Below are 23,386 nucleotides of genomic sequence, written 5' to 3'. Positions count from 1 at the left end.
TCTTGGAAGAAAGAAAAATTACTAATGGAAAGCAGGAGCCTTGCAAAATGAGCACAACTGAACAAGTACAAAGCACGGGTAAATACAGCGCCAAGTGGCAGGAACGCTTTGACTTCTTTGAAACCTATGGCGCACCAAACGACCCGCGCTATAAGGAAGCCGTCAAGACGCTGCCAGGCGTCAAGAAGAAAATCCTCATCAACGCCAACGTGATTGCTTTTTTCTTTGGCCCTATCTACCTGTTCGTCCTCGGCCTCTGGAAGAAAAACCTCGCCCTGCTGGGTATTTTCCTGGCGATCAATATCGCATTGAGCGTGATTTTCGCGATCCTCGGCATGGAGTTTCCGCGGCCGTTGAGTACAGGCCTGAGCATCGCCCTGTCGATGATGTACGCACTCATGGCCAACTACGCCTACTACCTCAAGGAAGTGAAAGGCGAGCAAGGCTGGAGCCCGTTCAAAGGCATGCGTCTCTGATTGCAGGCCTGGGTCATCAAGAGCCCGCAACTCATCATGAGTGTGCGGGCTTGTTGTTTCTGAGGATTAAAAATTCTTGGGAAGCAGTATCAGCCAACGCTCAACTGCCCCGATGAGCTGAATGTTGTTTTTTTACACCATTTTTAGTCTTTCGCTCAAAATAGGCGTGAACAAACCACAGTGCCAGGGCAAACCCGGCAAAGCCAAAAATGAATAGAAGCACCTCTATTGCAGCACCTTCATGAGAAAACATTGTGTTCACCTCATCCTTAAGTCGGTTGACCGAAAATTGCCACGCTTGAATTTTCTCGTAACAATCCAAACATTTTCAGGGTAGTCGCCAACAACCTGAGTGGCAACCCTTGACCCGGCATAAACCCCCGGTCTAGACGAGTCGCCGACCAATGACACCCTGCCACGGCGGGCCAATGTGTGGTTTCATGACGGTCGACCCAGACCTTCCAAGGAGCTGCGGTGCCCCCCAGGACGAATCAACCACCACCCCGTTACACGCATCGATACCAAGACCTGGCGCTGGCAACTCGGGACATTGCCGAGGGGTTGGGAGAACAATGGGTAGCGCCGTTTCTGCGGCGATATGGAGTGATCGAGGTTGATCGGGATAGAATTTATTTTTATCGGCTTCTGGATGAGTTTTTTAGCATCGGCACCCGGTTATGACTGACGATCAGCAACAACCAGGCGCAATGTCACGTCGTGCAACTGACTCAGCGGGCGCTGGACGCAGCCCCCTGATCGGTCTGCGCAGAAAGCGGAACATCGAACACTCGATCGAACAGCCATTGAAAAACCAGTGCGTAAAAAAAGAAAAATACAAACAACCCCAGATTGGTCACCAGCGCCAACCACAGGCTGATGCCCAACCACGCGGCAATCACCGGGGTAAGAATCAACGTCAAGCCGCCTTCAAATCCCAGAGAATGGAGTAGTCGCCGCTGCCAGTTACGATGGCGACTGGGTTGGCGGCGCTCCCACCACTCGAACAGGCCGTTGAAAAGCATGTTCCAGGCCAGCGCGACGGCGGAAATCACCAGCGACAGCAGGGTTGAATAACCCATGCCTTGACCGTAAGTCAGCGCCAGCGCCGGTGCCACGAACAGCACGCCACCGGCTTCGTAGAGGATGGCCTGGAGGATTTTACGGGGCGTACCTTGCATCGCTGGGCTCCTGAGCCGGTTTGGAAGACCCCAGCCTGGCAAGTTGAGCCCTCGCGCACAATTGAGCTAAATTGAGCCACGCTCAACCTGAGTAACCTACCCGCCCATGTTCGCCAAACTGCCCCTCACCGCCTTGCGTGGCTTCGAGTCTGCCGCACGGCTAGGCAGCTTCAAGGCAGCAGCCCTGGAACTGAATGTCAGCCCGGCGGCGATCTCCCATCAAGTCAAAAGTCTTGAAGCCTTCCTTGGCGTGCGACTGTTCGAACGCTCCAGCCAAAACGTGCGCCTGAGCGCCGATGGCGAGCGCCTTCACCCTTTCATGCACCGCGCCCTGCTTGATATCCAACATGGCCTGCAGGTGCTGTCACCACCTTGTACGGCACAGTCTCTGGTGGTGAGCACGACGCCGGCATTCGCCAGCCTGTGGCTGATACCGCGGCTCGGGGATTTTCATCGGTTGTACCCGGAGATCGACGTCAGGCTGCATACCAGCAACGACGTGGTCGACCTGCAGCGTGACGCCAGCATCGACCTGGCGATCCGCGCCCTCTTCAGGCCGGCCCCACAGCTGTTTGAACAGCCTCTGTTGGATGAGCACTTTGGCGTTTATTGCCGCCCCGGTTGGCAACCACCCGCGGCGGGCTCACCCGTCGAACTGATCGACGTGCCATGGCTGAGCAGCGCAAACGTTGCAGTCGACTGGCCTGCATGGTGTGCCAAGGCCGGCACCCTAGGCTGGCTGGAGAACGCGCGTTTTCGGCGTTATGACGAGGAACAACACGCCCTGCAGGCGGCGATCGCCGGGCACGGGCTGGTGCTTGCCAGCAATGTGTTGGTTGCTGAGGCTGTTGCGCGTGGGGAGCTGGTTGAATATCGCCCTGAGGTTCGCTTGGCGGGTGCGCGGTATACGTTGGTGTGCGTGCCGGGGCGGGAGCGGCAGGTGGCGGTGCGGGGGTTTAGTGAGTGGTTGTTGGGGCGGAGTATTGGTTGAATTAGTTCTGCCTGCGTCCCCACGAATCGGGACGCTTGCAGCCTCGGGGTAGAATCGGGGACAGGCCACGATTTGAGCTCACCTGTTACCAGCCCGGCTCATAATCGTGGTCTTTCCCCAATTTTTACTATGCCCCGGAAGAATCATACCGTTTGACAAAACGACGCTCGTCGACCACATAACCTTGCTGCTGATAAAAAGTGTGAGCCTGTATTCGGTGGTCACTGCTAGTCACCTCAGCCCGTACGCAAAGTTGCTCTGTAAAAAACGCGTCAGCAGCGGAAACAAGCATTGCCCCCACTCCCCGCCCTCGAAAGTCTTCATTGATGACAAGGGAGGTAATGCGTCCGAGCCTACCCGACTGATGAAACAGCTCAAGTACGTGCAAGCTTATGACACCGACAATATTTTTACCGTCTTGTGCCAGCAGCACGGTATCGCGAGCGCTAAGTTCTAAAGCCTCAAGCTTATCTCGGATTAGCTTTGGCGAGGCTTGGTAGCCTAACTGGCCTAGGAGTTTGGACACCGATTCTGCATCGGCTAGTAAGGCTTTTCGAACTTTCATGTTGTTCTCAACTGGGTATTGCATAGGCTCGCCCATCATTTGTATCCGAGCGGCACAGGGATGCTACTCACTGGACAAAAATCGGTTGATGATCATCGAGACCGCTTGCACCGGAGAGGTCGAGGCTGTGTCTATGCAAAACGGAGCTTCATCCCACGGCTCATATTCATGATCCAGCACAGACTGCCAAGTTGGTGGAGTCAGGCCGGGAATATCAACCATCCGTGTTTCGACCCGGCGCTGATGCTCATGTTTATCGGAGCAAACCACCTGGATATTTGCCAATCGAATACCCGCCTGTGAGGCGATTTCGCTCCACGCGACTCGGCTTTCGAGGACGGGATTGACACAATCAACGATGACTGTCCGCCCCAAACGAAGGTTGCTCAGGGCAAGCTCATTGGCGACCATGTAACCACTGCACCCCACATCTTGCGCAAGAACACCCGAGTTTCGAATCGCCTGTTCAATCGTATCGATCCGCAGGTACACAGCGCCTGTCGTAGCGGCGAGATCATTGGCGATAGTCGTTTTTCCGGTGCCGGGAAGGCCGCTGAAGACGATGAGCATTCCATGTCCTTCGATTAATGAGCTAATCCAGTGTAGGCGGCAGCCGGTTATGCGGCAGCGATTGGTCGATCTCACTCGCTCGCCACGTCGACAGCTGGATCAACATTTCTTTAATGGAACCAGGGGCACCACGATTTTAAAACTCGTACTGAACGCAATCTTTCACATCCCTTTCACAGCCGAGCGCCTATGGTCATCTCAGCTCCTAGTGAAACCCTTTCAGCCCGGCCTCCCCAGTCGGGCTTTTCTTTGCGTGCCAAAGGTAGGTCGACGCCTAGAAACCGGTGACAATCCACGATGTTGAGTTTATCTGTAATCAGTCCGTCCCATAATCGTGGTTTTCTCCCGCTTTCCCCTGGGGCTAAAGCACTGCCACTTCCAGCTTTGGCCAGTTAAATTTGTAGTTGAGAGGAGGCAGCTCGAAATGCTGGGCCAAATAGAGGGCCAACATCTCCCCTTCTTTTGCATAGGCGGCTGTCTTATCGAGAGTCGGACACCAGCTAACCCAAAGTGTGTCCAAAGGGAAAACGGTTTCGAAAGAGGCGTAATTAAACCGCCAGCCCGCCATATGCCCTGAGACTCCGGGATTCCTTGCGCAGCGCACAAACGCAGCAAGACGCCGCCGTAAATTGTCCGATTCGCCAATAGTCAAGATACCGTGCTCGTCGGAACCGACAGCTCGGCGAATCTCGTGGTCTGCACAGATTATGTAGGCGCCGGGTGCCGCCGGTGCATTGAGGAAATGCTCAGTCAGCCTAAGCCACTCGGGTTCCCAGCCTTGCCAATTATCGACTTTCATCGCTTGCCTCCATTGCTAAGTAGCAGAACGATATCACGACTTGCATGGGCTTGATAAAACGCCAACAGACTGGCCAGGCATCCACCAAGGACAAAAGCCCAGTGGTTGGAGGGGATGGAACTGGGGGACAGACTACGGTTCTAGCCCCTTGCAATCGGCCCGTTTCATATCGTGTCTGTCCCATTTTCCTTCGCACTTCAATGAAGAACCCTGCGGCTCTCCCCAATCCTGATCCTATCGAGCGCCCTGTTTAAAGCATCCAAGGCATCGAGCAGGGCTTTCGCCTCAGCCTCCCGACCATCGCCCCAGAGGCGTTCAGCCATCTTGTTCAGTGCCTGGATAGAGCGCTCAATGTCAGCAGCCGTCGCTGCTTTGCTTTCCTGCTGTTTCTTTGGCATTGATTAACCTTCCTCGGGCCCGTTGTTTCATCAGCTTCGACGCGATTACATCACACGCCAGAACACTACGCAGGTGTCCAGACCCGGCTAACGGCCAACCGTTCGCGCTCTCGGTACAAGACTGGGCGACAAGGTTTCGAGCAAAAAAGAAAACTGGGAACACCCCACAATTTTGAGCTCACTTGCAATCGGCTCGCCCCACGATCGCAGCCTTACGATTTTTCCATACGCAGCTATGCTCCCAGTTCGGAGAGTTGGATAGCTAAGGACCACTCTCACAAGACACCAGCGTTCGTGACCTGTCGTGGTATCGATCATACTGGAGCCTTGGTCTACTCCACCGGTGATCAGGCGTTCAACCATGAGTCAGCTAAGGTTCTTGGAGTCCGAAAAGTAATACCTCCTGGAGATCGCACATATGGAATTGATGAAAGACAAACCTAGAATCGCAATAGTTTCTCTGGACTTGCCTAGCAGAACACAAGGAAGAGATGTAAGTTGGAAATGCTCATTTGCCATTAACAACCCCACATCAGATGGATATCTAGTACAAAAAGTCACCATTACAACAAGAGAATTCTCATTGGTAGACAAAGTCTTTATAGAAAAAACCCCAAACAAAACTATAACCTACTGGGAATCATGGAAAGTTTTCAAGGGGAACCAGGCCGCAGGAAACTACAGCGACACGGACTCTTGTCTAGTCCGAGACTTTAATGACTTTTATCACTTTCCGTCCGCATCACCTCGCACTCGAAAAATAGAGTACGTTATCGGCCACCTAGAATTCTATACAGGAAATCTAACTGAAGACTTCAAATCAGGAAACAATCAAACGTTCGCTGGCCCAATACCATCCACCACCACCAAGCCCCATGACTGGCCCGAAACGCGCCCCCCATTTCACAACATGTATGTATGCCACCTTGAAAATGACGAAACCATTGTCGCCACATACGCAGAAGAACTAAAGCTTTTTCATTTCAACAGCCTCAACGATATGAAAATAATCTCCGGCTTGCAACCGAAAGACATAATAAGCTACTTCAAAACTTCAAACGGAGACATTGAAAAACTAGAATAGAGGACTAGCCACGCACTAAAAACTAGAACAGACCACGATTTTGAATTCATCTGAATCTCATAATCGTGACCTGTCCCCGTTTTCCCTGTTACCTATCCGCTTTCCGAAAGATCAACAGCGGCGTGCATCAGATTGACACCGCCCCGGTCATCGCCGCTGATTAGCCAGGATCGCATTACTTGGCTTTTGCGCTCTTGATATCACTGATGATTTTCTGAGAAATAGCCTGGACCTGCTCTTTGGTCATAGCCGACATGACACCTTCCCAAGCCGACGAAGACGTGTCATAGGTGCGAGTTCCAATCAGGCGACCCGATTTCAAGTCCGAGTAGTCTGCACTGGAATTGACCCACGCATTTCCCACCATGACCCCGGCTCCGTAGCGCGCGCCAGGGGTCAGGTAACGGAAATTGGTTACGTTGATCTTGATACCGACACCGTCCTTGCCCTCGAGGCTTGATGCCTGAGCCTCTTTAAGGCTGTAGCCGGCGCGAGTCGCTTCGACGTGCAGGGCGTCATTCCACTCTTGCTTCAAGCGAGGCCAGTCCTCGTTTTGTTGAACCTTGCTATTGCCTTGAAAGTTTACGACCAGGTTCTGCTTGGCTGACTCCTGAATGACGAGCGTTTCAGTCCCGCCGCTTTTTACAGAGGCAGCGCATCCGCTCAACATCAAAACAGCTGCAGCGCAGGACAGCGTAATCGAAAGCTTGAATGTGCTCATTGAATTTCCATATCCACAAAATCGGTTGAGAGAGGCGTTAAATATCCCGCCGAGCCAGATGGGCCCGCAGGCTGGACGCGCAGAATTTAGCACCAATACTTCGCTGCTACGAGCCAAGGACGAGACGCAGTGAGCATCAGGATTTCCCGCAGGACTAACCCCGGCGCTGCTGGGTCACGTGGACGAGAAGATGACTGGCCGGCTAGTGGCAAGGGTACTCAGCTTGTAGCGCAAGCATTGTTATCGACACCGCATTACTCTTCAGCTTGTCAGGGTGGTTTTCCAAGAATCTAACGACAGTCTTTACGCCCATGCTCTCAACGTAGTCGGCAGGTAAACACAGTTTGGCATGATCATTTTTCATCCACCCATTGAGGTTTTGCAGCGTTCCACGGACCCCATTCACCACGCCCACACAGTAGCCCATAGCCGCTACATCAGCGTCTGCTGTTAACAGTTTTCCATCCCAGAAGCTAAGCAGGCCCTTACAGCCGTTTAAAAACTTCAGTCCCTCCCCACCATCTTCAGCATTGACCGTACCACTTGCCAACATCCCAACCAGTACAATCACTGCCGCTAACTCTACCTTCATGGTGACTCTCTCAATGTGCGATTCACAGTCCTGGGGAACCGGGGGGACAGCCGACAATCTTGAGTTCACTTGTAATCGGCCCGCTTGATATCGTGGTCTGCCCCTTTCCCCCTACTTGAGTGAAACCAGGGGCACGAGACTGTGGACAGACCACGATCTTGAGTTCGCCTGTAATCAGCCCACCTCATTACCGGTACGCTTACCGGGCCTGCGGTCGAGACTAAAGATGACATTGGCTCTACCGACACAGTGGAAAACCGAACATCGAACAGCCCCGCTTTTCAAACGTACAACTCATGCGAAATGGTGTGTGTGTTTCGGCTCAGGAACGTCTTTTACGCCACTATGGAAGAGTACCCAGTGAAGAAGCTTTACCCCTTGATTTTCGCGGCCCTGTCTTGGGGCGCTCATGCAATGCAAGCATCAGATCCTGCGGTCGGTTCATCGGTGAAAGCCGACCACACGGTTCTACTAGGAGCCTGGGCAATGGCGCCCCTACGCAACGGCATCGCCAACGTAGCGGAATATCTACCAGATGGAACAGTGGCATTGCATTCATTCAACTGCACCGAGCCAAACGTCCCAGGGGAGGTTGAAGTATCCAAGTACACCCTTGCTCATGACGGTAAGTCGATCCATATCGAGTCGCCGAACGATACCTTCGATCTTGAGGTTCTTTCGCTGACGCCGACTGCCATGCGCCTGAGCATGACGCTGTCAGGCTACCCCCTGATCTTTAGCTATCAGAAGGTGCAAAAAATCGCCCCATTGTGCGCTTCGTACGTAGTAGACACTGCAGAAGAAGCCAGGAAGTCTCCGTACCAAGTGAAGGATTTCGTTCCCGCGCCTACTGTACCTCCACACACCGACCTGAACCGATACATCGGCCAGTGGGCAAATGAGCAAGGGGATGTCCAGCTTGAGGTCCGTATGGACAAAGGCGGCGACGCATATCTCTATCAATCAAACAGCGAGAACTGGGTCTACCTGTTCAACGGTGTTAGTTGGAAAAGCGACGGTCTTCACTTTACCGCCTTCGCCTACAGCAATAAGCCCGACCTCTATGACCACCCCTATCATAAGTCCAAGACACCGAACGTGATTGCTATCAACGAAGACGGGACGCTTAAGCAAATAACGTTCATCAAAGGAACCCACCGCTTCGAGTCCACGCTTATCCGTAAAAGCGACAAGTAAGGCCGAAGAAGCTGGGGGCAGACCACGGTTTTGAGTTCGCTCAAGATCGTAATCTGTTCCCATTTTCTTCCTCACCCCGCCACCCGGATTGAAGATACTGGGGACGACCAGCATCAGCATCTTGACTTCCAGTATCCAACTGGATACGGCCCACTCATGAATTATCTCATCCAGCAAACGCAGACGTTCACTGCTTGGCATTCATCGGTCCGTGATCTGCGAACAAAAATCGCTATCGCCCGCCGCATTGATCGCGCCGCAGCAGGAACCTAGGCGATGTGAAACCTGTCGGTGATGGTATTTCAGAGTTGCGTGTGGATGTAGGCGCTGGCTACCGGGTCTATTTCACCATGCGCGGTGGAGTGGTCATCGTGCTACTGGCGGGTGGTGACAAGTCTTCACAGAGTGCTGATATCCGGCGAGCGAAGAAATTGGCAAAGGAGATTTGAACATGAGCCAACACCTGACGACATTTGACATGGCGGCACTACTCGATAGCGACGAAGCCATCAGTGAATACCTTTCCCAAGTGCTGGCTGACGGTGATAGCGAGGAGTTTCTCCGAGCGATCGGCTATGTCGCCAAGGCCCGCGGCATGGCGCAGATCGCCAAGGACTCTGGCATGGGGCGAGAAAGCTTGTACAAGGCGTTCGCACCCGGATCAAAGCCGAGATTCGATACCGTACTCAAGGTCATTCATGCGCTAGGCATTGATCTTCATGCGCAGCCTGGGCATGCAGCTAATCATTCACCTGCCTGACGAACGGATTAGACACCGGGACAAACCACGATTTTGAGTTCGCTTGTAAAATTGGCCGGTCTCATAATCGTAGTCTGTCCCTGTTCTCCGCTTATGAAACGGGCGGCTTATAAGTCGCCCGTCTTCATTATTCCGCCGCCTGTGCCCGCAATCGTCTTCCAATCACATCCATCACATCACAACCATCGCGTAACGATGTAGTCAGCAATTTACAAAAATCAGTCAGCACCACCGTGTCTGAGTTGATGTCCGAGCGAAACGCGATATTTTCCAAGACTTGGGTCACCGTGCGGATGCGGTAATCGGCGGTTTCGAAAAGAACGTCTAGAGGCGCTTCGGTGTCGATGAGCAGGGTCGCGGGGATGCAGTCGATGCCAGTGATGGGCATGTATCGGGGCATGAGCAGTACCTTCATTCAATTGATTTAGGAGCAGGAGCTTCTGCGCTTCATTCAATCGAGTCGCCAAACCCGAATCGCCATCTGTGCGCTGAGAATTTTTTCATCCTTTTTTCCTTTCTCATTCGACTTGACCAGCAAACCAAGCAGTGAGCACCGGCAGAGAACGGCCAGAAGTGAACGCCTGACATGCCCCCCCCGACCTTCACATCGTCCTGGAAGAGATCGGACGTGCCAACCCAAAACGTGCCTTGAGCAAACGCGGCTAGGCGCGTTCACGGCGCTATAGTCGACTCTATTGCCGACCGTACTTCCAGGAGCCTTTTCCAAGTGTCTGACATGTCGACCAACTTCGCTTACGCAAAACGCTTCAACGCCGTCCTCGCCTACATTAATGAGAATCTCGAAGGTGATCTGTCGGTGAATACGTTGAGCCATGTGGCGAACTTTTCGGCATTTCACTTCCATCGACAATTCACCGCGTTCGTAGGCGTGCCTGTTTCACGTTATGTGCAACTGATGCGATTACGACGCGCGGCGCATCGCCTTGCCGCCACCGCTGATCACTCGGTACTGGAGGCCGCACTCGGTGCCGGCTTCGAAAGTCCGGAGGCTTTTTGCAGGGCGTTCAGGCGGGCGTTCGGTATGACGCCAAGTGCGTTCAGGAAAGAGCCGAACTGGCAGGTCTGGAATGCGGTGTTCTCAATCCCTCATTTTTCCAGGACTATCATCATGCAAATACGAATCGTGCAATTCCCTGAAGTCAAGGTCGCAGCATTTGAACACTGCGGGCCCGCCGGGCTCGTCAATGAGAGCGTGCGTAAGTTCATCGAGTGGCGTAAGCAGAGCGGACAGTCGCCGGTGGCGTCGAGTCGCAGCTTTGGCATTCCCTATGGCAACCCCGACACGACACCTGCGCAAGCATTCCGCTTCGCAATCTGCGGCGAGATTCACGAGGCCGTGGCGCCGAATGAGTTCGGCGTGCGCGAAATCGTCATTCCCGGCGGTCGCTGTGTCGTGGTGCGACATGAGGGGTCACCGGATCACATCGGCGAAACGATCTATCCGATTTACCGCGATTGGCTTCCTGGCAGTGGAGAGGAACTTCGTGACCAGCCGCTGTTCTTCCATTACTTGAGCATCTATCCCGAGACACCGCAGGATCACTGGCAAACTGATGTGTATGTTCCGCTGCAATAGCGGAGCAAGCAGTTTTCGACCCTGAACTGACGTCGATGAATGTCCGTTCAGGGTTGTGGATTCAACCGGTCGACGCAACACAGCTGAGAGGCACCCGCTTACATCCATCAACTGCAAACAGCTGGTCTGCGCGATGCTCGTTTTGCTCGTCAGTTCATCCAGGTAGCTGTGCCTGTGCCGAGATCAGTAGGGTCCATCGTCATTTCAGAATAAAAGTGGCCTGCATGGCCCGGGCACTGCTCGAACCAAACAACACACAAGTGTTGTATTAACACAGAAATGTTGTAGAGTGGACTCATCCAAGCAACCAAGCGAAGTGATGAAGCTCAGCGAGCTCAGACGATGGTTGAAGACCCAAAGGATGGCCTTCGAAGCAGGCAAAGGAAGCCACTTCAAAGTCCACCCACGGCAACAAGGCTACCTCGCGGATCACAGTTCCAAGGAAAAGCCGGAACCGACCGGTAAGGCGATCATTAAACAACTGGGCTCTGAAGAGCCCTTTCACCACGCCTGAGCACTGGACTATCACCTCCAAGGAGTGACGATGTACGACTATCCAATCCGATTCGAACAGGACGTTAGCGCCCCAGGCGTTGCCGTGTTCTGCCGCGACCTGCCAGAGCTGAACAGCTACGGCGATGATCGGAAGCACGCTATCCGCGAAGCCCTGGACGGGATTGAATCCACCCTCTCCATCTACGTCGATGAGCGCCGCTCGATTCCGCCGGCGTCCGCCCCGCTGGAAGGCGAACACGTTGTTCATCTACCTGCGGTGACCGTGGCGAAGATCGCGCTTTGGAACACCATGATGGAGCGAGATATGCGAAAGGCCGACTTGTGCCGACTGCTCGGTGTGCATCAGGCCCAAGGCGATCGCTTGGTCGACTTTCTTCACACCTCCAAAATGGATCAGGTCGAGCGCGCCCTGGATGCTCTTGAACTCTACGTTGATGTCAAGGTAATGAGCCAGAACCCAACCAAATTGTTGATTCGCCAAATTCAAGAGCCGACGGCCACCCGTTACCTCGTGCATCTTGCAAATAAAGGCTTGGATGAATTGAGCCTGCCAATTGGACTGGCACAGGAGTACGCCGCCGTTCCACCAAAGCTCGCAACCGTAGTTCTAGACGATGACGACGATAAGTTCTGGTGGCTCAGTGAAAGTTCTGAACGCCTCAGCAACTTTGGCTGGGACGCTTTTAGCCTTGCGAGACTGAAACATGAAGACCTGGGCCCTACTCATGACGAGGATTTGAAGCAACAAAAAACCCAGCGTGGCTGAAAACGAAAAGGCCCCGATTACTGTAGAGGCGCCTATGCCTCTCGTTATCCGCCGCAACGCAAAAGCCCCGATCCAAGTCGGGGCTTTCTCGTTTCTGCTAGACGCAAAACCCGCTCAATGGCGGGCTGTGCCTATCAGTTTTTGCAGACCACCTGCGGAGGCGCAGCAGGCGTCAGCTTTTGGGGGATCACAATCGAAGTGCCAGGCAAAGTGGTAACTTCAAGAACCGCCAACATGCAAATAAGCGCTGGCTCGCCATCTTTGCTTGGTCTGCCATCCACCCCTACCACTGCTTCGTAGTCTTTCCCGGGTTCCAGCTTGTAAACGAGCGCCTGGCCACCACAGGTCCGGTAAGAGCTGCCATTGCCCGCAATGGTCGCGCCCAGGGTTGCAATTTGGAATGGCAGATCCGTCCTGACGCGATACTCGGTCACGACCTCTTTGTAAGCCCCTTCCCCCATCCGAATTGCAGGGACGTACTGGATAAGACTGGGCCAAACTCTTTTCGGTATGCCAATGCTCGCCGACTTCAGGGGATACTGCGGGTAGTTGATGCTCGCCGTACCGTCCTGCCCGAAACGTCCGGCTTCTGCCATCTTATGCCGGGTAGCAGGAGCACAACTGCCGACGATGCTATCTCCATACACATCGGAGTTCGTGATAACGCGAACACGCGCCACGCCCTCTGATTGAGCAGGCTCTTCGTATGGAACTGAAGGTATTCCAGAGCAACCAGCAAGTGCTAAAGCAAGAAAAGTTATGGAAGTGACAACCCGCATGACCATGTCCTTATGTGTACGCCAACAAAAAAGGGCCCACCTTTCGGTGGGCCCTTCTAGACCGCCCAGCAGAGCGGATTTTGTTTGGTAGGCGCGATTGGACTCGAACCAACGACCCCCACCATGTCAAGGTGGTGCTCTAACCAACTGAGCTACGTGCCTGCTGTGAGGCGGCATTCTACGGAATTCCGGAGGGGTGTCAACACCTTTTTTTCACCTAACCCTATGAATATGCAAAATATTTAATTTCGCCGATGCGACGAAGACTTGGCGGTGGCTGGCGGCCGATTTTTATCTCGGGTAGGATCGCTGCATTCGTAAAAAATATAAAACAGAGGTTGCAGAATGGCGAACACATCCTATCCAGCGTCCTATTACGCCGCGTCGGCCAACCCCACTCCTCCGCGCCCTACCCTGCAGGATGACGTCGAGACGGATGTGTGCGTGATCGGCGCTGGTTACACCGGCCTGTCCTCTGCACTGTTTTTGCTGGAGAACGGTTTCAAAGTCACCGTGCTTGAGGCGGCGAAGGTCGGCTTTGGGGCTTCGGGTCGCAACGGCGGGCAGATCGTTAACAGTTATAGCCGCGATATTGATGTGATCGAACGCAGCGTTGGCCCTCAGCAGGCGCAGTTGCTGGGCAACATGGCGTTTGAGGGTGGACGGATCATTCGTGAGCGGGTGGCGAAGTATCAGATTCAGTGTGATTTGAAGGACGGCGGCGTATTCGCCGCCCTCACCGCTAAACAGATGGGCCACCTGGAGTCGCAGAAGCGCTTATGGGAGCGTTTCGGGCATACCCAGTTGGAGTTGCTGGATCAGCGGCGTATTCGCGAGGTGGTGGCTTGCGATGAGTATGTGGGCGGCATGCTCGATATGAGCGGCGGGCATATTCATCCGCTCAACCTGGCGCTGGGCGAAGCGGCGGCGGTGGAGTCGCTGGGTGGGGTGATTTATGAACAGTCGCCTGCGGTGCGTATCGAACGAGGCGCCAGCCCGGTGGTGCATACACCACAGGGCAAGGTCAGGGCCAAGTTCATTATCGTGGCGGGCAATGCCTACCTGGGCAACCTGGTGCCGGAGCTGGCCGCCAAGTCCATGCCGTGCGGCACCCAGGTCATCGCCACTGAGCCGCTGGGTGATGAGCTGGCTCGCCGCCTACTGCCGCAGGATTATTGCGTTGAAGACTGCAACTACCTGCTTGATTACTACCGCCTGACCGGCGACAAGCGCCTGATCTTCGGGGGCGGCGTGGTATATGGCGCGAGGGATCCGGCGAACATTGAGGCGATCATTCGGCCGAAGATGCTCAAGGCCTTCCCGCAGCTCAAGGATGTGAAGATCGATTACGCCTGGACCGGAAATTTCCTGCTGACGCTGTCGCGTCTTCCACAGGTCGGGCGACTGGGGGATAACATTTATTATTCCCAGGGCTGCAGCGGCCACGGCGTGACGTATACGCATCTGGCGGGCAAGGTTCTGGCGGAAGCACTGCGGGGTCAGGCTGAGCGCTTTGATGCGTTTGCCGACCTGCCCCACTACCCTTTCCCCGGTGGGCAGTTGTTGCGTACGCCGTTCGCGGCAATGGGGGCTTGGTATTACGGGTTGCGGGATAAATTGGGGTTCTGAAGCCACCAACAACAAGGGCTGCTTCGCAGCCCTGCGGGGATAAATCCCCTCGCCACAGCAAGCTCCCTCGCCACGGGTTTGTTCCAATGTCATTTCGCCAAAAACAAAAAACCCCGGTCTTTCGACCAGGGTCTTTGCTATCGATTAGAAGTAGCTTTGCAGCTTTCTTCTTAGCTTCAAGGCGTTCAGTGGGCCTCAAAGCAGATATGGCGCAGCGGACGGGACTCGAACCCGCGACCCCCGGCGTGACAGGCCGGTATTCTAACCGACTGAACTACCGCTGCGTATCGCTATGGACTTGCGTCCAGTTAACTCGTCTGACCCAACCCCTTTGAGCTTGGATCTCGAACCAGGCGAACCTGCTTCGGAAGTTTTTCCTAACGGGACTCGAACCCGCGACCCCCGGCGTGACAGGCCGGTATTCTAACCGACTGAACTACCGCTGCGCGTCGGTGGAGGCTTTTGACAGCTTCCGTCTTGCTTTCGCAAAACTCTCGTAAAACATGGTGGGTGATGACGGGATCGAACCGCCGACATTCTGCTTGTAAGGCAGACGCTCTCCCAGCTGAGCTAATCACCCTTTGCTTCGTTGAGGCCGCGAAATTTACGCAGGTACCGAAGCTAAGTCAATAGCAGGGTTGGTTTTTTTTCAAAAACAGCTTCGAGCGGCAAGCTTCAAGCTACAAGTCAGAAGCACCAACACCGCATAGTCGCTTGCAGCATGCAGCTCGCCACTTGCAGCTGCTCCTCACTCATAAATCATTTTCTTGGTCATGCCGCCGTCCACCACGAACTCCTGCCCCGTGACAAAACCGGCGTTACGCGACAACAGCCACGCCACCATCGCCGCCACGTCCTCTACCGTGCCTACCCTGCCCGCTGGATGCTGGGCGTGATCGGCGTCGGTCAGCGGCTGTGCACGACGCTGTGAGGGATCGCGCGCGTCGATCCAGCCAGGGCTGACGGCGTTCACCCGGATCTCCGGCCCGAGGCTGATGGCCAGGGCATGAGTCAGGGCCAGCAAGCCGCCCTTGCTCGCCGCATAGGCTTCGGTGTCGGGTTCCGATTGCGCAGCGCGGGTCGAGGCCAGGTTGACGATGGCGCCGTTGTGAGCGCGCAGATACGGCGCGCAGTGCTTGGCCAGCAGCATCGGCCCACCCAGGTTCACCGCCAGGACCCGATTCCAATAAGCCAGGTCCAGGCTTTCCAGGGTGATGTTGTGCGGGTCGGCGATGGCCGCGTTGCACACCAGCGCGTCGAGCCGCCCGAACTGCCCAAGCACCTCGGCGATACCGGTGGCGACCTGCGCCTCGTCCGCCACGTCCATGGCAATGAACCAGGCATTGTCGCCCAGGGTCTTCGCCACCTTGGAACCGCGTTCGCGATCCAGGTCGGTCAGCACCACCTGCCAGCCTTCACAGATCAGCCAGGCAGCGATGCCCAGGCCGATGCCCCGTGCGGCGCCCGTAACCAGGGCAACCCGGCCATGAGTGCCGCTCGGTGGCGTTGCCAGCTCGATCACAAGGCCGCCAACCCGCGGGCCAGGTCGGCTTGCAGGTCAGCCACGTCTTCCAGGCCGACTGCAACGCGGATCAAGCTGTCACGAATACCCGCCGATTCACGCTCCTGGGGCGACAGGCGACCGTGGGACGTGGTGCTCGGGTGGGTGATGGTGGTCTTGCTGTCACCCAGGTTGGCGGTGATGGAAATCAACCGGGTCGCGTCGATGAAGCGCCAGGCGCCCTCCTTGCCCCCCTTGACCTCAAAGCTCACCACCGCGCCGAAACCGCGTTGCTGACGCAAGGCCAGGTCATGCTGCGGATGGCTCTTTAGGCCGGCGTAATGCACCTTCTCGATGCCATCCTGCTGCTCCAGCCACTCGGCCAAGGCCTGGGCATTGGCGCAATGGGCTTTCATGCGCAGGCCCAGGGTTTCCAGGCCCTTGAGGAAGATCCAGGCGTTGAACGGGCTGAGGGTGGGGCCTGCGGTGCGCAAAAAGCCCACGACTTCTTTCATCTGTTCGCCACGACCGGCCACCACGCCGCCCATGCAACGACCCTGGCCGTCGATGAACTTGGTGGCCGAATGCACCACCACGTCCGCACCCATTTTCAGCGGTTGTTGCAGCGCCGGGGTACAGAAGCAGTTATCGACCACCAGCATGGCGCCCTTGGCGTGGGCGATTTCCGCCAGCGCGGCGATGTCCACCAGCTCGGCCAGAGGGTTGGAAGGCGACTCGACGAACAGCAACTTGGTATTGGCCTTGATTGCCGCATCCCAAGCAGACAGGTCCGCCAGGGGCACGTAATCGACTTCCACGCCAAAGCGCTTGAAGTACTTTTCGAACAGGCTGATGGTCGAGCCGAAGACGCTGCGCGACACCAGCACGTGGTCGCCAGCGCTGCACAGGCTCATCACCACGGCCATGATCGCGGCCATGCCGGTGGCAGTGGCCACCGCTTGCTCGGCGCCTTCCAGGGCGGCGATGCGCTCCTCGAAGGCCCGCACGGTCGGGTTGGTGTAACGCGAGTAAACGTTGCCCGGCACTTCACCGGCAAACCGTGCGGCTGCATCGCCAGCAGTGCGGAACACGTAGCTGGAGGTAAAAAACATCGGATCGCCATGTTCGGCTTCCGGTGTACGGTGCTGACCCGCGCGAACCGCCAGGGTATCGAACGCTACGCCTTCAAGGTCGCTGTCCAGCCGACCGGCATCCCAATCCTGACTCATGCTGTCACTCCTGAAATCGGTTTAAACGCAAACCGGCCCCTCAGGGCCGGTTGGTTAATCAATTGTTGTACAGATCGATGATCGCGCTGACCGCCTGAGTCTTGGCCTTGGACGCATCGTTACGTGCGTTCTCGATCTTGTTCAGGTAGGCCTCGTCGACGTCGCCGGTGACGTACTTGCCGTCGAATACCGCGCAATCGAAGTGCTCGATCTTGATCTTGCCGCCACCGACCGCTTCGATCAGGTCCGGCAGGTCCTGGTAGATCAACCAGTCGGCGCCGATCAGGTCGGCCACATCCTGGGTGGTACGGTTATGAGCGATCAGCTCATGGGCACTCGGCATGTCGATGCCGTAGACGTTAGGGTAGCGCACGGCCGGGGCCGCAGAGCAGAAATACACGTTCTTGGCGCCGGCTTCACGGGCCATCTGAATGATCTGCTTGCACGTGGTGCCACGGACGATGGAGTCGTCCACCAGCATCACGTTCTTGCCGCGGAACTCCAGTTCGATGGCGTTGAGCTTCTGGCGTACGGATTTTTTCCGTGCAGCCTGGCCTGGCATGATGAAGGTCCGGCCAATGTAGCGGTTCTTCACGAAGCCTTCGCGGAACTTGACGCCCAGGTGGTTCGCCAGCTCCAGGGCCGCGGTGCGGCTGGTGTCCGGGATCGGGATGACCACGTCGATGTCATGGTCCGGACGCTCGCGCAGGATCTTGTCGGCGAGTTTCTCACCCATGCGCAGGCGGGCCTTGTAGACCGAGACGCCATCGATGATCGAGTCCGGACGCGCCAGGTAGACGTGTTCGAAGATGCACGGGGTCAGGGACGGGTTGGTCGCGCACTGACGGGTGTGCAGCTTGCCGTCTTCTGTGATGTAGACCGCTTCGCCCGGGGCCAGGTCGCGAATCAGGGTGAAGCCCAGCACGTCCAGGGACACGCTTTCGGAGGCAATCATGTATTCGACGCCTTCGTCGGTGTGGCGCTGGCCGAACACGATCGGGCGGATGCCGTGGGGATCGCGGAAACCGACGATGCCGTAGCCGGTGATCATTGCCACCACCGCATAGCCGCCGACGCAACGGTTGTGCACGTCGGTCACGGCGGCAAATACGTCTTCTTCGGTCGGCTGCAGCTTGCCGCGCTGGGCCAGCTCATGGGCGAACACGTTGAGCATCACTTCCGAGTCGGAATTGGTGTTGACGTGGCGCAAGTCAGATTCGTAGATCTCCTTGGCCAGTTGCTCGACGTTGGTCAGGTTGCCGTTGTGCGCCAGGGTGATGCCGTACGGCGAGTTGACGTAGAACGGCTGGGCTTCAGCCGACGTCGAGCTGCCCGCGGTCGGGTAGCGCACGTGGCCGATACCCATGTGGCCGACCAGGCGCTGCATGTGGCGCTGGTGGAACACATCACGCACCAGGCCGTTGTCCTTGCGCAGGAATAACCGGCCGTCATGGCTGGTCACGATACCGGCAGCGTCCTGGCCGCGGTGCTGGAGCACGGTTAGCGCGTCATACAGCGCCTGATTGACGTTCGACTTACCGACGATACCGACGATGCCACACATGCGACGCAACCCCTACTTAATGGATCTGAACTGAACAACACTCACTGCGGCGTTTTGGCCGTCGGCAAGAGGTGTTCCTTGAACGGTATTTCAGCGGGTACGCTGATACCGCTGGCAAGCCACTGACTACTCCAACCCAGGATCAGGTTTTTGGACCAGTCTGCGACCAATAGAAATTGTGGCACGAGCCGGGACTCCTGCCACCACGTATCCTGCTGTACCGGCCCCAGGCTCAAGAGCCCGACGGCCACGACCACCAGCAACGCGCCACGCGCCGCGCCAAAGGCCATGCCCAGGAACCGGTCCGTCCCGGAAAGCCCGGTGACGCGAATCAGTTCGCCGATCAGATAATTGATCATTGCGCCAACCAGCAAGGTGGCGATAAACAAGATGGCACAGCCCGCGATCACGCGAGCCGACGGAGTTTCGATGTATCCGGCGAGGTACTGGGACAGCGAACCACCAAACATCCAGGCTACGACTCCCGCGATGATCCAGGTCAGCAGCGAGAGGGCTTCCTTGACGAAGCCGCGACTCAGACTGATCAATGCGGAGATGGCGACGATCGCAACGATCGCCCAGTCAACCCAGGTAAATGGCACGGTGCAGCCTACAGACGGATAAGGCGGCGCATTTTAGCAGAGCGCAGGGCTGTCGGTAAGCTGCACGATTCAAATCAGCCAAATCGCTGTCAGCCGCGCTCTGGCTGGAAGCGCACCACAAAACCCTTGAGGTTCTGCTGGCGGCTGAGCAGATCACGCAGGCGATCGGCTTCGGCGCGCTCGATCAGCGGCCCGACAAACACCCGGTTCTTGCCATCGGCGGAACGGATGTAGGCGTTGTAGCCCTGGCTGCGCAGGGTTTTCTGCAAGTTCTCGGCACTTTCACGGCTGGTCAGGCTGGCCAGCTGCACCGACCAGCTGACCGACAGGCCATTGGCATCCACGCGGCTTTGCGTGGTGTCAGGCTTGGTCGTGGCGGCGGTAATCGGCTGGCTTGGGGCCGGCTTGACCGCTGGAGCAGCCGGAACGGGAGCTGGAGTCGGAGCGACTGACGGCTTGGTCGGTGCGGCAGACGCAGGCGTTGCGGGTACAGGCGCAATCGGCATCGACGGCGCCGATTGCTCGGCCAATTCCTCGTCGCTCGGGACAGGTTCCTGAGGCAACGCCTGGGGCTCGGGCACCGCCACTGGCTCGACTTGCACCGGCGGCACCGAAGGTGCCTGGGGCGCGGCCGGCGCGTCGACCGTGACCTGGCGTTGCTCGTCCTGACGGGAAAACAGCATCGGCAGGAAAATCACCGCCAAGGCCACCAACACCAGGGCCCCGACCATGCGCTGCTTGTACGCCTTATCCAGCAATGCCATCTGCAGCCTCCTCCGTGGAGCGCCGGGCCAACCATTGAAGGGCCTCGGCAACACAAAAAAATGATCCGAACAGCAGGATTTCATCATCGGCCGTCGCCAGGGCGCACTGCCCTTCCAGCGCGGCGGCCACGCTAGCGTAGGCCTGCACTGAAGCGCCATGGCGCTGCAAGGCTTCCTGCAACTGCGCCGCGGTACGCGAGCGCGGCGAATCCAGTGGCGTCACCGCCCAATGCTGGACACTAGCACCCAACGCCTCGACAACGCCATCCAGATCCTTGTCAGACAGTAGCCCGAACACCGCCAGGCGCCGCCCCACCACGGGTCGCCGTGCCAGGCGCTCGGCCAGGTACTGCGCCGCGTGGGGGTTATGGCCGACATCCAGCAACAGGTTCAGACGCTTGCCTTGCCAGTCGAACTGACGACGATCGAGGCGCCCGACCACACGGGTCGCCTGCAGCGCCTGGACGATTTGCCCGGCATCCCATGGCAAGCCCAGCAACAGATAGGCCTGGAGCGCCAGCGCGGCGTTTTCCATCGGCAGGTCCAGCAAGGGCAGATCGTGCAACTCCACTGGATTGCCCTGCAGGTCGCTGCCGCGCCATTGCCAATGCTGCTCGGTCATCGCCAGGTCGAAATCCCGCCCGCGCAGAAAGAACGGGCAGCTCAATTCGCGCACCTTGTCCAGCAACGGCTGGGGGGGATTGAGATCGCCGCAAAGCGCAGGCGCGCACCGGCGAAAGATGCCGGCCTTCTCGAAGGCCACGGATTCGCGGGTATCGCCCAGGTAATCGGCATGGTCCACACCAATGCTGGTGACCAGTGCAATGTCTGCGTCCACCAGGTTGACCGTATCCAACCGTCCGCCCAGGCCGACCTCCAGTACAACCGCATCGAGACCGGCACGGGCAAACAACCAGAACGCCGCCAGGGTGCCCATCTCGAAATACGTGAGGGTTGTATCGCCTCGCCCGGCTTCCACCGCGGCAAAGGCTTCGCACAGCTGGACGTCAGTGGCTTCGACGCCGTTCACTTGCACCCGCTCGTTGTAGCGCAGCAGGTGCGGCGAGCTGTAGACACCGACGCCCAGCCCCTGGGCCCGCAGCAGCGAAGCCACGAAGGCGCAGGTCGAACCCTTGCCGTTGGTGCCAGTGACGGTGATGACCCGGGGCGCCGGCTTGGACAGCCCCATCCGGGACGCTACCGCTTGCGACCGCTCCAGCCCCATGTCGATGGCCGAAGGATGCAACTGCTCGAGGTAGGCAAGCCAGTCGCCCAGGGTGCGTTGGGTCATAGTCCGGCAGGCACTGGCGGAACCACGATCGGCTCGATCGGCGCGGCGACGAATTTCGGCGTCGGCAGCCCCATCAGTTGCGCCAGCAGATTGCCCAGGCGCGGACGCAACTCCTGACGATGGATGATCATATCGATGGCGCCGTGCTCCAGCAGGAACTCACTGCGCTGGAAGCCTTCCGGCAGTTTTTCACGCACGGTCTGCTCGATCACGCGCGGGCCGGCAAAGCCGATCAAGGCTTTCGGCTCGCCGACGATCACGTCGCCCAACATGGCCAGACTGGCGGAAACACCACCGTAGACCGGGTCGGTCAGCACCGAGATGAACGGAATGCCTTCTTCGCGCAGACGCGCCAGCACCGCGGAGGTCTTGGCCATTTGCATCAGGGAGATCAGCGCTTCCTGCATCCGCGCACCGCCGGAAGCGGCGAAGCAGATCATCGGGCAACGGTTTTCCAGAGCGTAGTTGGCGGCACGAACGAAGCGCTCACCGACGATGGCACCCATGGAGCCGCCCATGAAGGAAAATTCGAAGGCCGACACCACCACCGGCATGCCCAGCAGGGTGCCACTCATGGATATCAGCGCGTCTTTTTCGCCGGTCTGCTTCTGGGCAGCGGTCAGGCGATCCTTGTACTTCTTGCCGTCACGGAATTTCAGACGGTCCACTGGCTCCAGGTCGGCACCCAGCTCAACACGGCCTTCTGCATCGAGGAAAATGTCGATACGGGCACGCGCACTGATGCGCATGTGATGGTTGCACTTGGGGCAAACGTCCAGGGTCTTTTCCAGCTCGGGGCGGTACAGCACCGCTTCGCAGGATGGACATTTGTGCCACAGACCTTCAGGCACCGAGCTTTTCTTCACCTCGGAACGCATGATCGAAGGGATCAGTTTGTCTACCAACCAGTTGCTCATGCTTTCTTTCTCCAGTACCGGCGGCCCGAACGCTTTGGTTCGCGGCCCCGCGTATGCCCTTGAGCTAAATTCATTGTGCGGCGAGTCGAGGGGCCACCACGGTCAGTGCAAAACATGACCTGCGTGCAACCCAACCTTCCTCAGCCATCCCGGCAACCGCACGGCGGCTACCACTTCGCTATCGGCCCACCCGGAGGCGGCACCTGCCTGCTTTGTACAGTGCTGGTATGGACGGCGGCAGTCTGCCAGCCGTCACATTGACGACTGGCTGCTGCGCACAGCGGCCATGAATGCACGAATCTTTGCAGGGTCCTTGATGCCCTTGCCCTGCTCCACACCTCCGCTCACGTCCACCGCGTAAGGGCGAACCTGGCGAATGGCCTGGGCCACGTTGTCCACGGTCAGGCCACCGGCCAGGATGATCGGTTTGTCCAGGCCTTGGGGCACCAGCGACCAATCGAACGCTTCGCCGGTCCCTCCGGGAACGCCTTCCACATAGGTGTCCAGCAAAATGCCGCTGGCACTGGCGAACGCTGCGCAACTGGCGGCAATGTCATCCCCGGCCTTGACCCGCAACGCCTTGATGTACGGGCGATGCCAGCCTTCGCAATCGGCCGGGGCCTCGTCGCCATGAAACTGCAACAGGCCCAGCGGCACCGCATCGAGTATTTCGCCTAACTCGCAACGACTGGCGTTGACGAACAGGCCCACGGGCGTCACGAACGGCGGCAAGGCCTGGATAATCGCCCTCGCCTGCTGCACCGTCACCGCGCGCGGGCTCTTGGCGTAAAACACCAGCCCGATGGCATCGGCCCCGGCCTCGACAGCCGCCAACGCGTCCTCGACGCGGGTAATCCCGCAAATCTTGCTGCGAACGACCGGCATGGTGGGTAAAACCTC

Annotated in this window: 25 protein-coding genes, 3 tRNA genes and 2 pseudogenes; 9 read left to right on the top strand and 21 right to left on the bottom strand. The window is 57.3% G+C overall.

The features are described from left to right. Nucleotides 1-47: 47 nt before the first annotated feature. Nucleotides 48-476: a DUF2628 domain-containing protein gene (locus tag BM300_RS13865; RefSeq protein ID WP_092463159.1), complete on the top strand. Its 429-nt coding sequence runs from the start codon at nucleotides 48-50 to the stop codon at nucleotides 474-476. 100 nt (nucleotides 477-576) lie between these two features. Here the strand turns inward: BM300_RS13865 and BM300_RS31055 are convergent, their stop codons facing one another. Then, a complete protein-coding gene (locus BM300_RS31055) occupies nucleotides 577-729 on the bottom strand; it encodes a hypothetical protein (protein WP_170862055.1) in 153 nt (50 codons plus the stop codon). Between the two features lie 475 nt (nucleotides 730-1,204). Further along, on the bottom strand, nucleotides 1,205-1,654 hold the full coding sequence (locus tag BM300_RS13855) for a PACE efflux transporter (protein WP_092463157.1): 450 nt from the start codon (nucleotides 1,652-1,654) through the stop codon (nucleotides 1,205-1,207). 106 nt (nucleotides 1,655-1,760) lie between these two features. Between BM300_RS13855 and BM300_RS13850 the strand changes: the two genes are divergently transcribed. Further along, a complete protein-coding gene (locus tag BM300_RS13850) occupies nucleotides 1,761-2,645 on the top strand; it encodes a LysR substrate-binding domain-containing protein (protein ID WP_092463155.1) in 885 nt (294 codons plus the stop codon). 127 nt (nucleotides 2,646-2,772) lie between these two features. Here BM300_RS13850 and BM300_RS13845 read toward each other — a convergent pair whose 3' ends face one another. From BM300_RS13845 to BM300_RS13830, 4 genes are all read right to left on the bottom strand, one after another. After that, the gene (locus tag BM300_RS13845) at nucleotides 2,773-3,210 is read right to left on the bottom strand and encodes a GNAT family N-acetyltransferase (RefSeq protein WP_256575832.1); all 438 of its coding nucleotides are present in this window, start codon (nucleotides 3,208-3,210) and stop codon (nucleotides 2,773-2,775) included. A gap of 63 nt (nucleotides 3,211-3,273) precedes the next feature. Then, the gene (locus BM300_RS13840) at nucleotides 3,274-3,780 is read right to left on the bottom strand and encodes a P-loop nucleotide/nucleoside kinase family protein (protein WP_092347446.1); all 507 of its coding nucleotides are present in this window, start codon (nucleotides 3,778-3,780) and stop codon (nucleotides 3,274-3,276) included. Nucleotides 3,781-4,141: 361 nt separating this feature from the next. After that, nucleotides 4,142-4,579: a hypothetical protein gene (locus BM300_RS13835; RefSeq protein WP_063320330.1), complete on the bottom strand. Its 438-nt coding sequence runs from the start codon at nucleotides 4,577-4,579 to the stop codon at nucleotides 4,142-4,144. Nucleotides 4,580-4,776: 197 nt separating this feature from the next. Continuing rightward, on the bottom strand, nucleotides 4,777-4,977 hold the full coding sequence (locus BM300_RS13830) for a hypothetical protein (protein ID WP_072339873.1): 201 nt from the start codon (nucleotides 4,975-4,977) through the stop codon (nucleotides 4,777-4,779). A 418-nt stretch (nucleotides 4,978-5,395) separates the two neighbouring features. On the opposite strand from BM300_RS13830, the gene BM300_RS30265 reads away from it, so the two are divergent. Further along, the gene (locus BM300_RS30265; protein ID WP_139232363.1) at nucleotides 5,396-6,061 is read left to right on the top strand and encodes a hypothetical protein; all 666 of its coding nucleotides are present in this window, start codon (nucleotides 5,396-5,398) and stop codon (nucleotides 6,059-6,061) included. Nucleotides 6,062-6,236: 175 nt separating this feature from the next. On the opposite strand, the gene BM300_RS13825 is transcribed toward BM300_RS30265, so the two are convergent. Both BM300_RS13825 and BM300_RS13820 read right to left on the bottom strand, forming a co-directional pair. Further along, nucleotides 6,237-6,782, bottom strand: coding sequence for a DUF4410 domain-containing protein (locus tag BM300_RS13825; protein ID WP_092347456.1), 546 nt, complete (start codon nucleotides 6,780-6,782; stop codon nucleotides 6,237-6,239). A gap of 202 nt (nucleotides 6,783-6,984) precedes the next feature. Next, nucleotides 6,985-7,374, bottom strand: coding sequence for a Rap1a/Tai family immunity protein (locus BM300_RS13820; protein WP_092347459.1), 390 nt, complete (start codon nucleotides 7,372-7,374; stop codon nucleotides 6,985-6,987). Between the two features lie 360 nt (nucleotides 7,375-7,734). On the opposite strand from BM300_RS13820, the gene BM300_RS13815 reads away from it, so the two are divergent. From BM300_RS13815 to BM300_RS13805, 3 genes and pseudogenes are all read left to right on the top strand, one after another. Continuing rightward, the gene (locus BM300_RS13815) at nucleotides 7,735-8,571 is read left to right on the top strand and encodes a hypothetical protein (protein WP_139232362.1); all 837 of its coding nucleotides are present in this window, start codon (nucleotides 7,735-7,737) and stop codon (nucleotides 8,569-8,571) included. A 156-nt stretch (nucleotides 8,572-8,727) separates the two neighbouring features. Continuing rightward, nucleotides 8,728-9,020: pseudogene (locus tag BM300_RS13810) on the top strand (type II toxin-antitoxin system RelE/ParE family toxin). Nucleotides 9,021-9,022: 2 nt separating this feature from the next. Next, nucleotides 9,023-9,331 (top strand): addiction module antidote protein, encoded by a 309-nt coding sequence (locus tag BM300_RS13805; RefSeq protein WP_038858737.1) that lies wholly within the window; start codon nucleotides 9,023-9,025, stop codon nucleotides 9,329-9,331. A gap of 127 nt (nucleotides 9,332-9,458) precedes the next feature. On the opposite strand, the gene BM300_RS13800 is transcribed toward BM300_RS13805, so the two are convergent. Then, nucleotides 9,459-9,731: a hypothetical protein gene (locus tag BM300_RS13800; RefSeq protein WP_092463179.1), complete on the bottom strand. Its 273-nt coding sequence runs from the start codon at nucleotides 9,729-9,731 to the stop codon at nucleotides 9,459-9,461. A 327-nt stretch (nucleotides 9,732-10,058) separates the two neighbouring features. On the opposite strand from BM300_RS13800, the gene BM300_RS13795 reads away from it, so the two are divergent. Beyond that, nucleotides 10,059-10,928: an AraC family transcriptional regulator gene (locus BM300_RS13795; protein WP_092463149.1), complete on the top strand. Its 870-nt coding sequence runs from the start codon at nucleotides 10,059-10,061 to the stop codon at nucleotides 10,926-10,928. A gap of 544 nt (nucleotides 10,929-11,472) precedes the next feature. Beyond that, nucleotides 11,473-11,889 (top strand): annotated as a pseudogene (locus tag BM300_RS13785) (type II toxin-antitoxin system HicB family antitoxin); the annotation flags it as partial. Nucleotides 11,890-12,344: 455 nt separating this feature from the next. On the opposite strand, the gene BM300_RS13780 reads toward BM300_RS13785, so the two are convergent. Both BM300_RS13780 and BM300_RS13775 read right to left on the bottom strand, forming a co-directional pair. Beyond that, nucleotides 12,345-12,989: a hypothetical protein gene (locus BM300_RS13780; RefSeq protein WP_092222580.1), complete on the bottom strand. Its 645-nt coding sequence runs from the start codon at nucleotides 12,987-12,989 to the stop codon at nucleotides 12,345-12,347. Nucleotides 12,990-13,074: 85 nt separating this feature from the next. Next, nucleotides 13,075-13,151: transfer RNA gene (locus BM300_RS13775), tRNA-Val, on the bottom strand. A 183-nt stretch (nucleotides 13,152-13,334) separates the two neighbouring features. On the opposite strand from BM300_RS13775, the gene BM300_RS13770 reads away from it, so the two are divergent. Further along, a complete protein-coding gene (locus BM300_RS13770) occupies nucleotides 13,335-14,618 on the top strand; it encodes an NAD(P)/FAD-dependent oxidoreductase (RefSeq protein WP_092347624.1) in 1,284 nt (427 codons plus the stop codon). 207 nt (nucleotides 14,619-14,825) lie between these two features. On the opposite strand, the gene BM300_RS13765 is transcribed toward BM300_RS13770, so the two are convergent. The 10 genes from BM300_RS13765 to BM300_RS13720 all read right to left on the bottom strand — a co-directional run bounded on the left by BM300_RS13765 (nucleotide 14,826) and on the right by BM300_RS13720 (nucleotide 23,371). Beyond that, a tRNA-Asp gene (locus tag BM300_RS13765) sits at nucleotides 14,826-14,902 on the bottom strand. 220 nt (nucleotides 14,903-15,122) lie between these two features. Beyond that, nucleotides 15,123-15,198, bottom strand: a tRNA-Val gene (locus BM300_RS13760). A gap of 168 nt (nucleotides 15,199-15,366) precedes the next feature. Further along, nucleotides 15,367-16,140: an SDR family oxidoreductase gene (locus BM300_RS13755; RefSeq protein ID WP_063320321.1), complete on the bottom strand. Its 774-nt coding sequence runs from the start codon at nucleotides 16,138-16,140 to the stop codon at nucleotides 15,367-15,369. Next, the gene (locus BM300_RS13750) at nucleotides 16,137-17,348 is read right to left on the bottom strand and encodes an O-succinylhomoserine sulfhydrylase (RefSeq protein ID WP_092463145.1); all 1,212 of its coding nucleotides are present in this window, start codon (nucleotides 17,346-17,348) and stop codon (nucleotides 16,137-16,139) included. Before BM300_RS13750 ends, BM300_RS13755 begins: the two co-directional genes overlap by 4 nt. A 58-nt stretch (nucleotides 17,349-17,406) precedes the next feature. After that, nucleotides 17,407-18,912, bottom strand: coding sequence for an amidophosphoribosyltransferase (purF, locus tag BM300_RS13745; RefSeq protein ID WP_063320319.1), 1,506 nt, complete (start codon nucleotides 18,910-18,912; stop codon nucleotides 17,407-17,409). A gap of 41 nt (nucleotides 18,913-18,953) precedes the next feature. Further along, nucleotides 18,954-19,514: a CvpA family protein gene (locus BM300_RS13740; RefSeq protein WP_030142022.1), complete on the bottom strand. Its 561-nt coding sequence runs from the start codon at nucleotides 19,512-19,514 to the stop codon at nucleotides 18,954-18,956. Nucleotides 19,515-19,603: 89 nt separating this feature from the next. Beyond that, nucleotides 19,604-20,278 (bottom strand): SPOR domain-containing protein, encoded by a 675-nt coding sequence (locus BM300_RS13735; RefSeq protein WP_092463143.1) that lies wholly within the window; start codon nucleotides 20,276-20,278, stop codon nucleotides 19,604-19,606. Then, nucleotides 20,262-21,569 carry a bifunctional tetrahydrofolate synthase/dihydrofolate synthase gene (gene folC, locus BM300_RS13730; RefSeq protein ID WP_092463141.1) on the bottom strand — a complete coding sequence of 436 codons (1,308 nt, stop codon included), beginning with the start codon at nucleotides 21,567-21,569 and terminating at the stop codon, nucleotides 20,262-20,264. Before folC ends, BM300_RS13735 begins: the two co-directional genes overlap by 17 nt. Beyond that, entirely contained in the window at nucleotides 21,566-22,486 is a 921-nt protein-coding gene (gene accD, locus BM300_RS13725; protein ID WP_058546590.1) for an acetyl-CoA carboxylase, carboxyltransferase subunit beta, read from the bottom strand. Before accD ends, folC begins: the two co-directional genes overlap by 4 nt. 252 nt (nucleotides 22,487-22,738) lie before the next feature. Then, nucleotides 22,739-23,371: a phosphoribosylanthranilate isomerase gene (locus BM300_RS13720; RefSeq protein ID WP_092463139.1), complete on the bottom strand. Its 633-nt coding sequence runs from the start codon at nucleotides 23,369-23,371 to the stop codon at nucleotides 22,739-22,741. Between the last annotated feature and the right edge of the window lie 15 nt (nucleotides 23,372-23,386).

The organism is Pseudomonas sp. NFACC46-3 (genome assembly GCF_900114515.1).
GTDB classification, from domain to species: Bacteria; Pseudomonadota; Gammaproteobacteria; order Pseudomonadales; family Pseudomonadaceae; genus Aquipseudomonas; species Aquipseudomonas fluorescens_Q.
Note: the sequence above shows the minus strand (reverse complement) of the source record. Positions and strands in the feature narration are given on the sequence as shown.

Excerpts from the sequence above, each read along its gene's own strand:
- BM300_RS13865 (WP_092463159.1), top strand. The coding sequence starts at position 48 with ATGAGCACAACTGAACAAGTACAAAGCACGGGTAAATACAGCGCCAAG.
- BM300_RS31055 (WP_170862055.1), bottom strand. The coding sequence starts at position 729 with ATGTTTTCTCATGAAGGTGCTGCAATAGAGGTGCTTCTATTCATTTTT.
- BM300_RS13855 (WP_092463157.1), bottom strand. The coding sequence starts at position 1,654 with ATGCAAGGTACGCCCCGTAAAATCCTCCAGGCCATCCTCTACGAAGCC.
- BM300_RS13850 (WP_092463155.1), top strand. The coding sequence starts at position 1,761 with ATGTTCGCCAAACTGCCCCTCACCGCCTTGCGTGGCTTCGAGTCTGCC.
- BM300_RS13845 (WP_256575832.1), bottom strand. The coding sequence starts at position 3,210 with ATGAAAGTTCGAAAAGCCTTACTAGCCGATGCAGAATCGGTGTCCAAA.
- BM300_RS13840 (WP_092347446.1), bottom strand. The coding sequence starts at position 3,780 with ATGCTCATCGTCTTCAGCGGCCTTCCCGGCACCGGAAAAACGACTATC.
- BM300_RS13835 (WP_063320330.1), bottom strand. The coding sequence starts at position 4,579 with ATGAAAGTCGATAATTGGCAAGGCTGGGAACCCGAGTGGCTTAGGCTG.
- BM300_RS13830 (WP_072339873.1), bottom strand. The coding sequence starts at position 4,977 with ATGCCAAAGAAACAGCAGGAAAGCAAAGCAGCGACGGCTGCTGACATT.
- BM300_RS30265 (WP_139232363.1), top strand. The coding sequence starts at position 5,396 with ATGGAATTGATGAAAGACAAACCTAGAATCGCAATAGTTTCTCTGGAC.
- BM300_RS13825 (WP_092347456.1), bottom strand. The coding sequence starts at position 6,782 with ATGAGCACATTCAAGCTTTCGATTACGCTGTCCTGCGCTGCAGCTGTT.
- BM300_RS13820 (WP_092347459.1), bottom strand. The coding sequence starts at position 7,374 with ATGAAGGTAGAGTTAGCGGCAGTGATTGTACTGGTTGGGATGTTGGCA.
- BM300_RS13805 (WP_038858737.1), top strand. The coding sequence starts at position 9,023 with ATGAGCCAACACCTGACGACATTTGACATGGCGGCACTACTCGATAGC.
- BM300_RS13800 (WP_092463179.1), bottom strand. The coding sequence starts at position 9,731 with ATGCCCCGATACATGCCCATCACTGGCATCGACTGCATCCCCGCGACC.
- BM300_RS13780 (WP_092222580.1), bottom strand. The coding sequence starts at position 12,989 with ATGCGGGTTGTCACTTCCATAACTTTTCTTGCTTTAGCACTTGCTGGT.
- BM300_RS13770 (WP_092347624.1), top strand. The coding sequence starts at position 13,335 with ATGGCGAACACATCCTATCCAGCGTCCTATTACGCCGCGTCGGCCAAC.
- BM300_RS13750 (WP_092463145.1), bottom strand. The coding sequence starts at position 17,348 with ATGAGTCAGGATTGGGATGCCGGTCGGCTGGACAGCGACCTTGAAGGC.
- purF (WP_063320319.1), bottom strand. The coding sequence starts at position 18,912 with ATGTGTGGCATCGTCGGTATCGTCGGTAAGTCGAACGTCAATCAGGCG.
- BM300_RS13735 (WP_092463143.1), bottom strand. The coding sequence starts at position 20,278 with ATGGCATTGCTGGATAAGGCGTACAAGCAGCGCATGGTCGGGGCCCTG.
- folC (WP_092463141.1), bottom strand. The coding sequence starts at position 21,569 with ATGACCCAACGCACCCTGGGCGACTGGCTTGCCTACCTCGAGCAGTTG.
- accD (WP_058546590.1), bottom strand. The coding sequence starts at position 22,486 with ATGAGCAACTGGTTGGTAGACAAACTGATCCCTTCGATCATGCGTTCC.
- BM300_RS13720 (WP_092463139.1), bottom strand. The coding sequence starts at position 23,371 with ATGCCGGTCGTTCGCAGCAAGATTTGCGGGATTACCCGCGTCGAGGAC.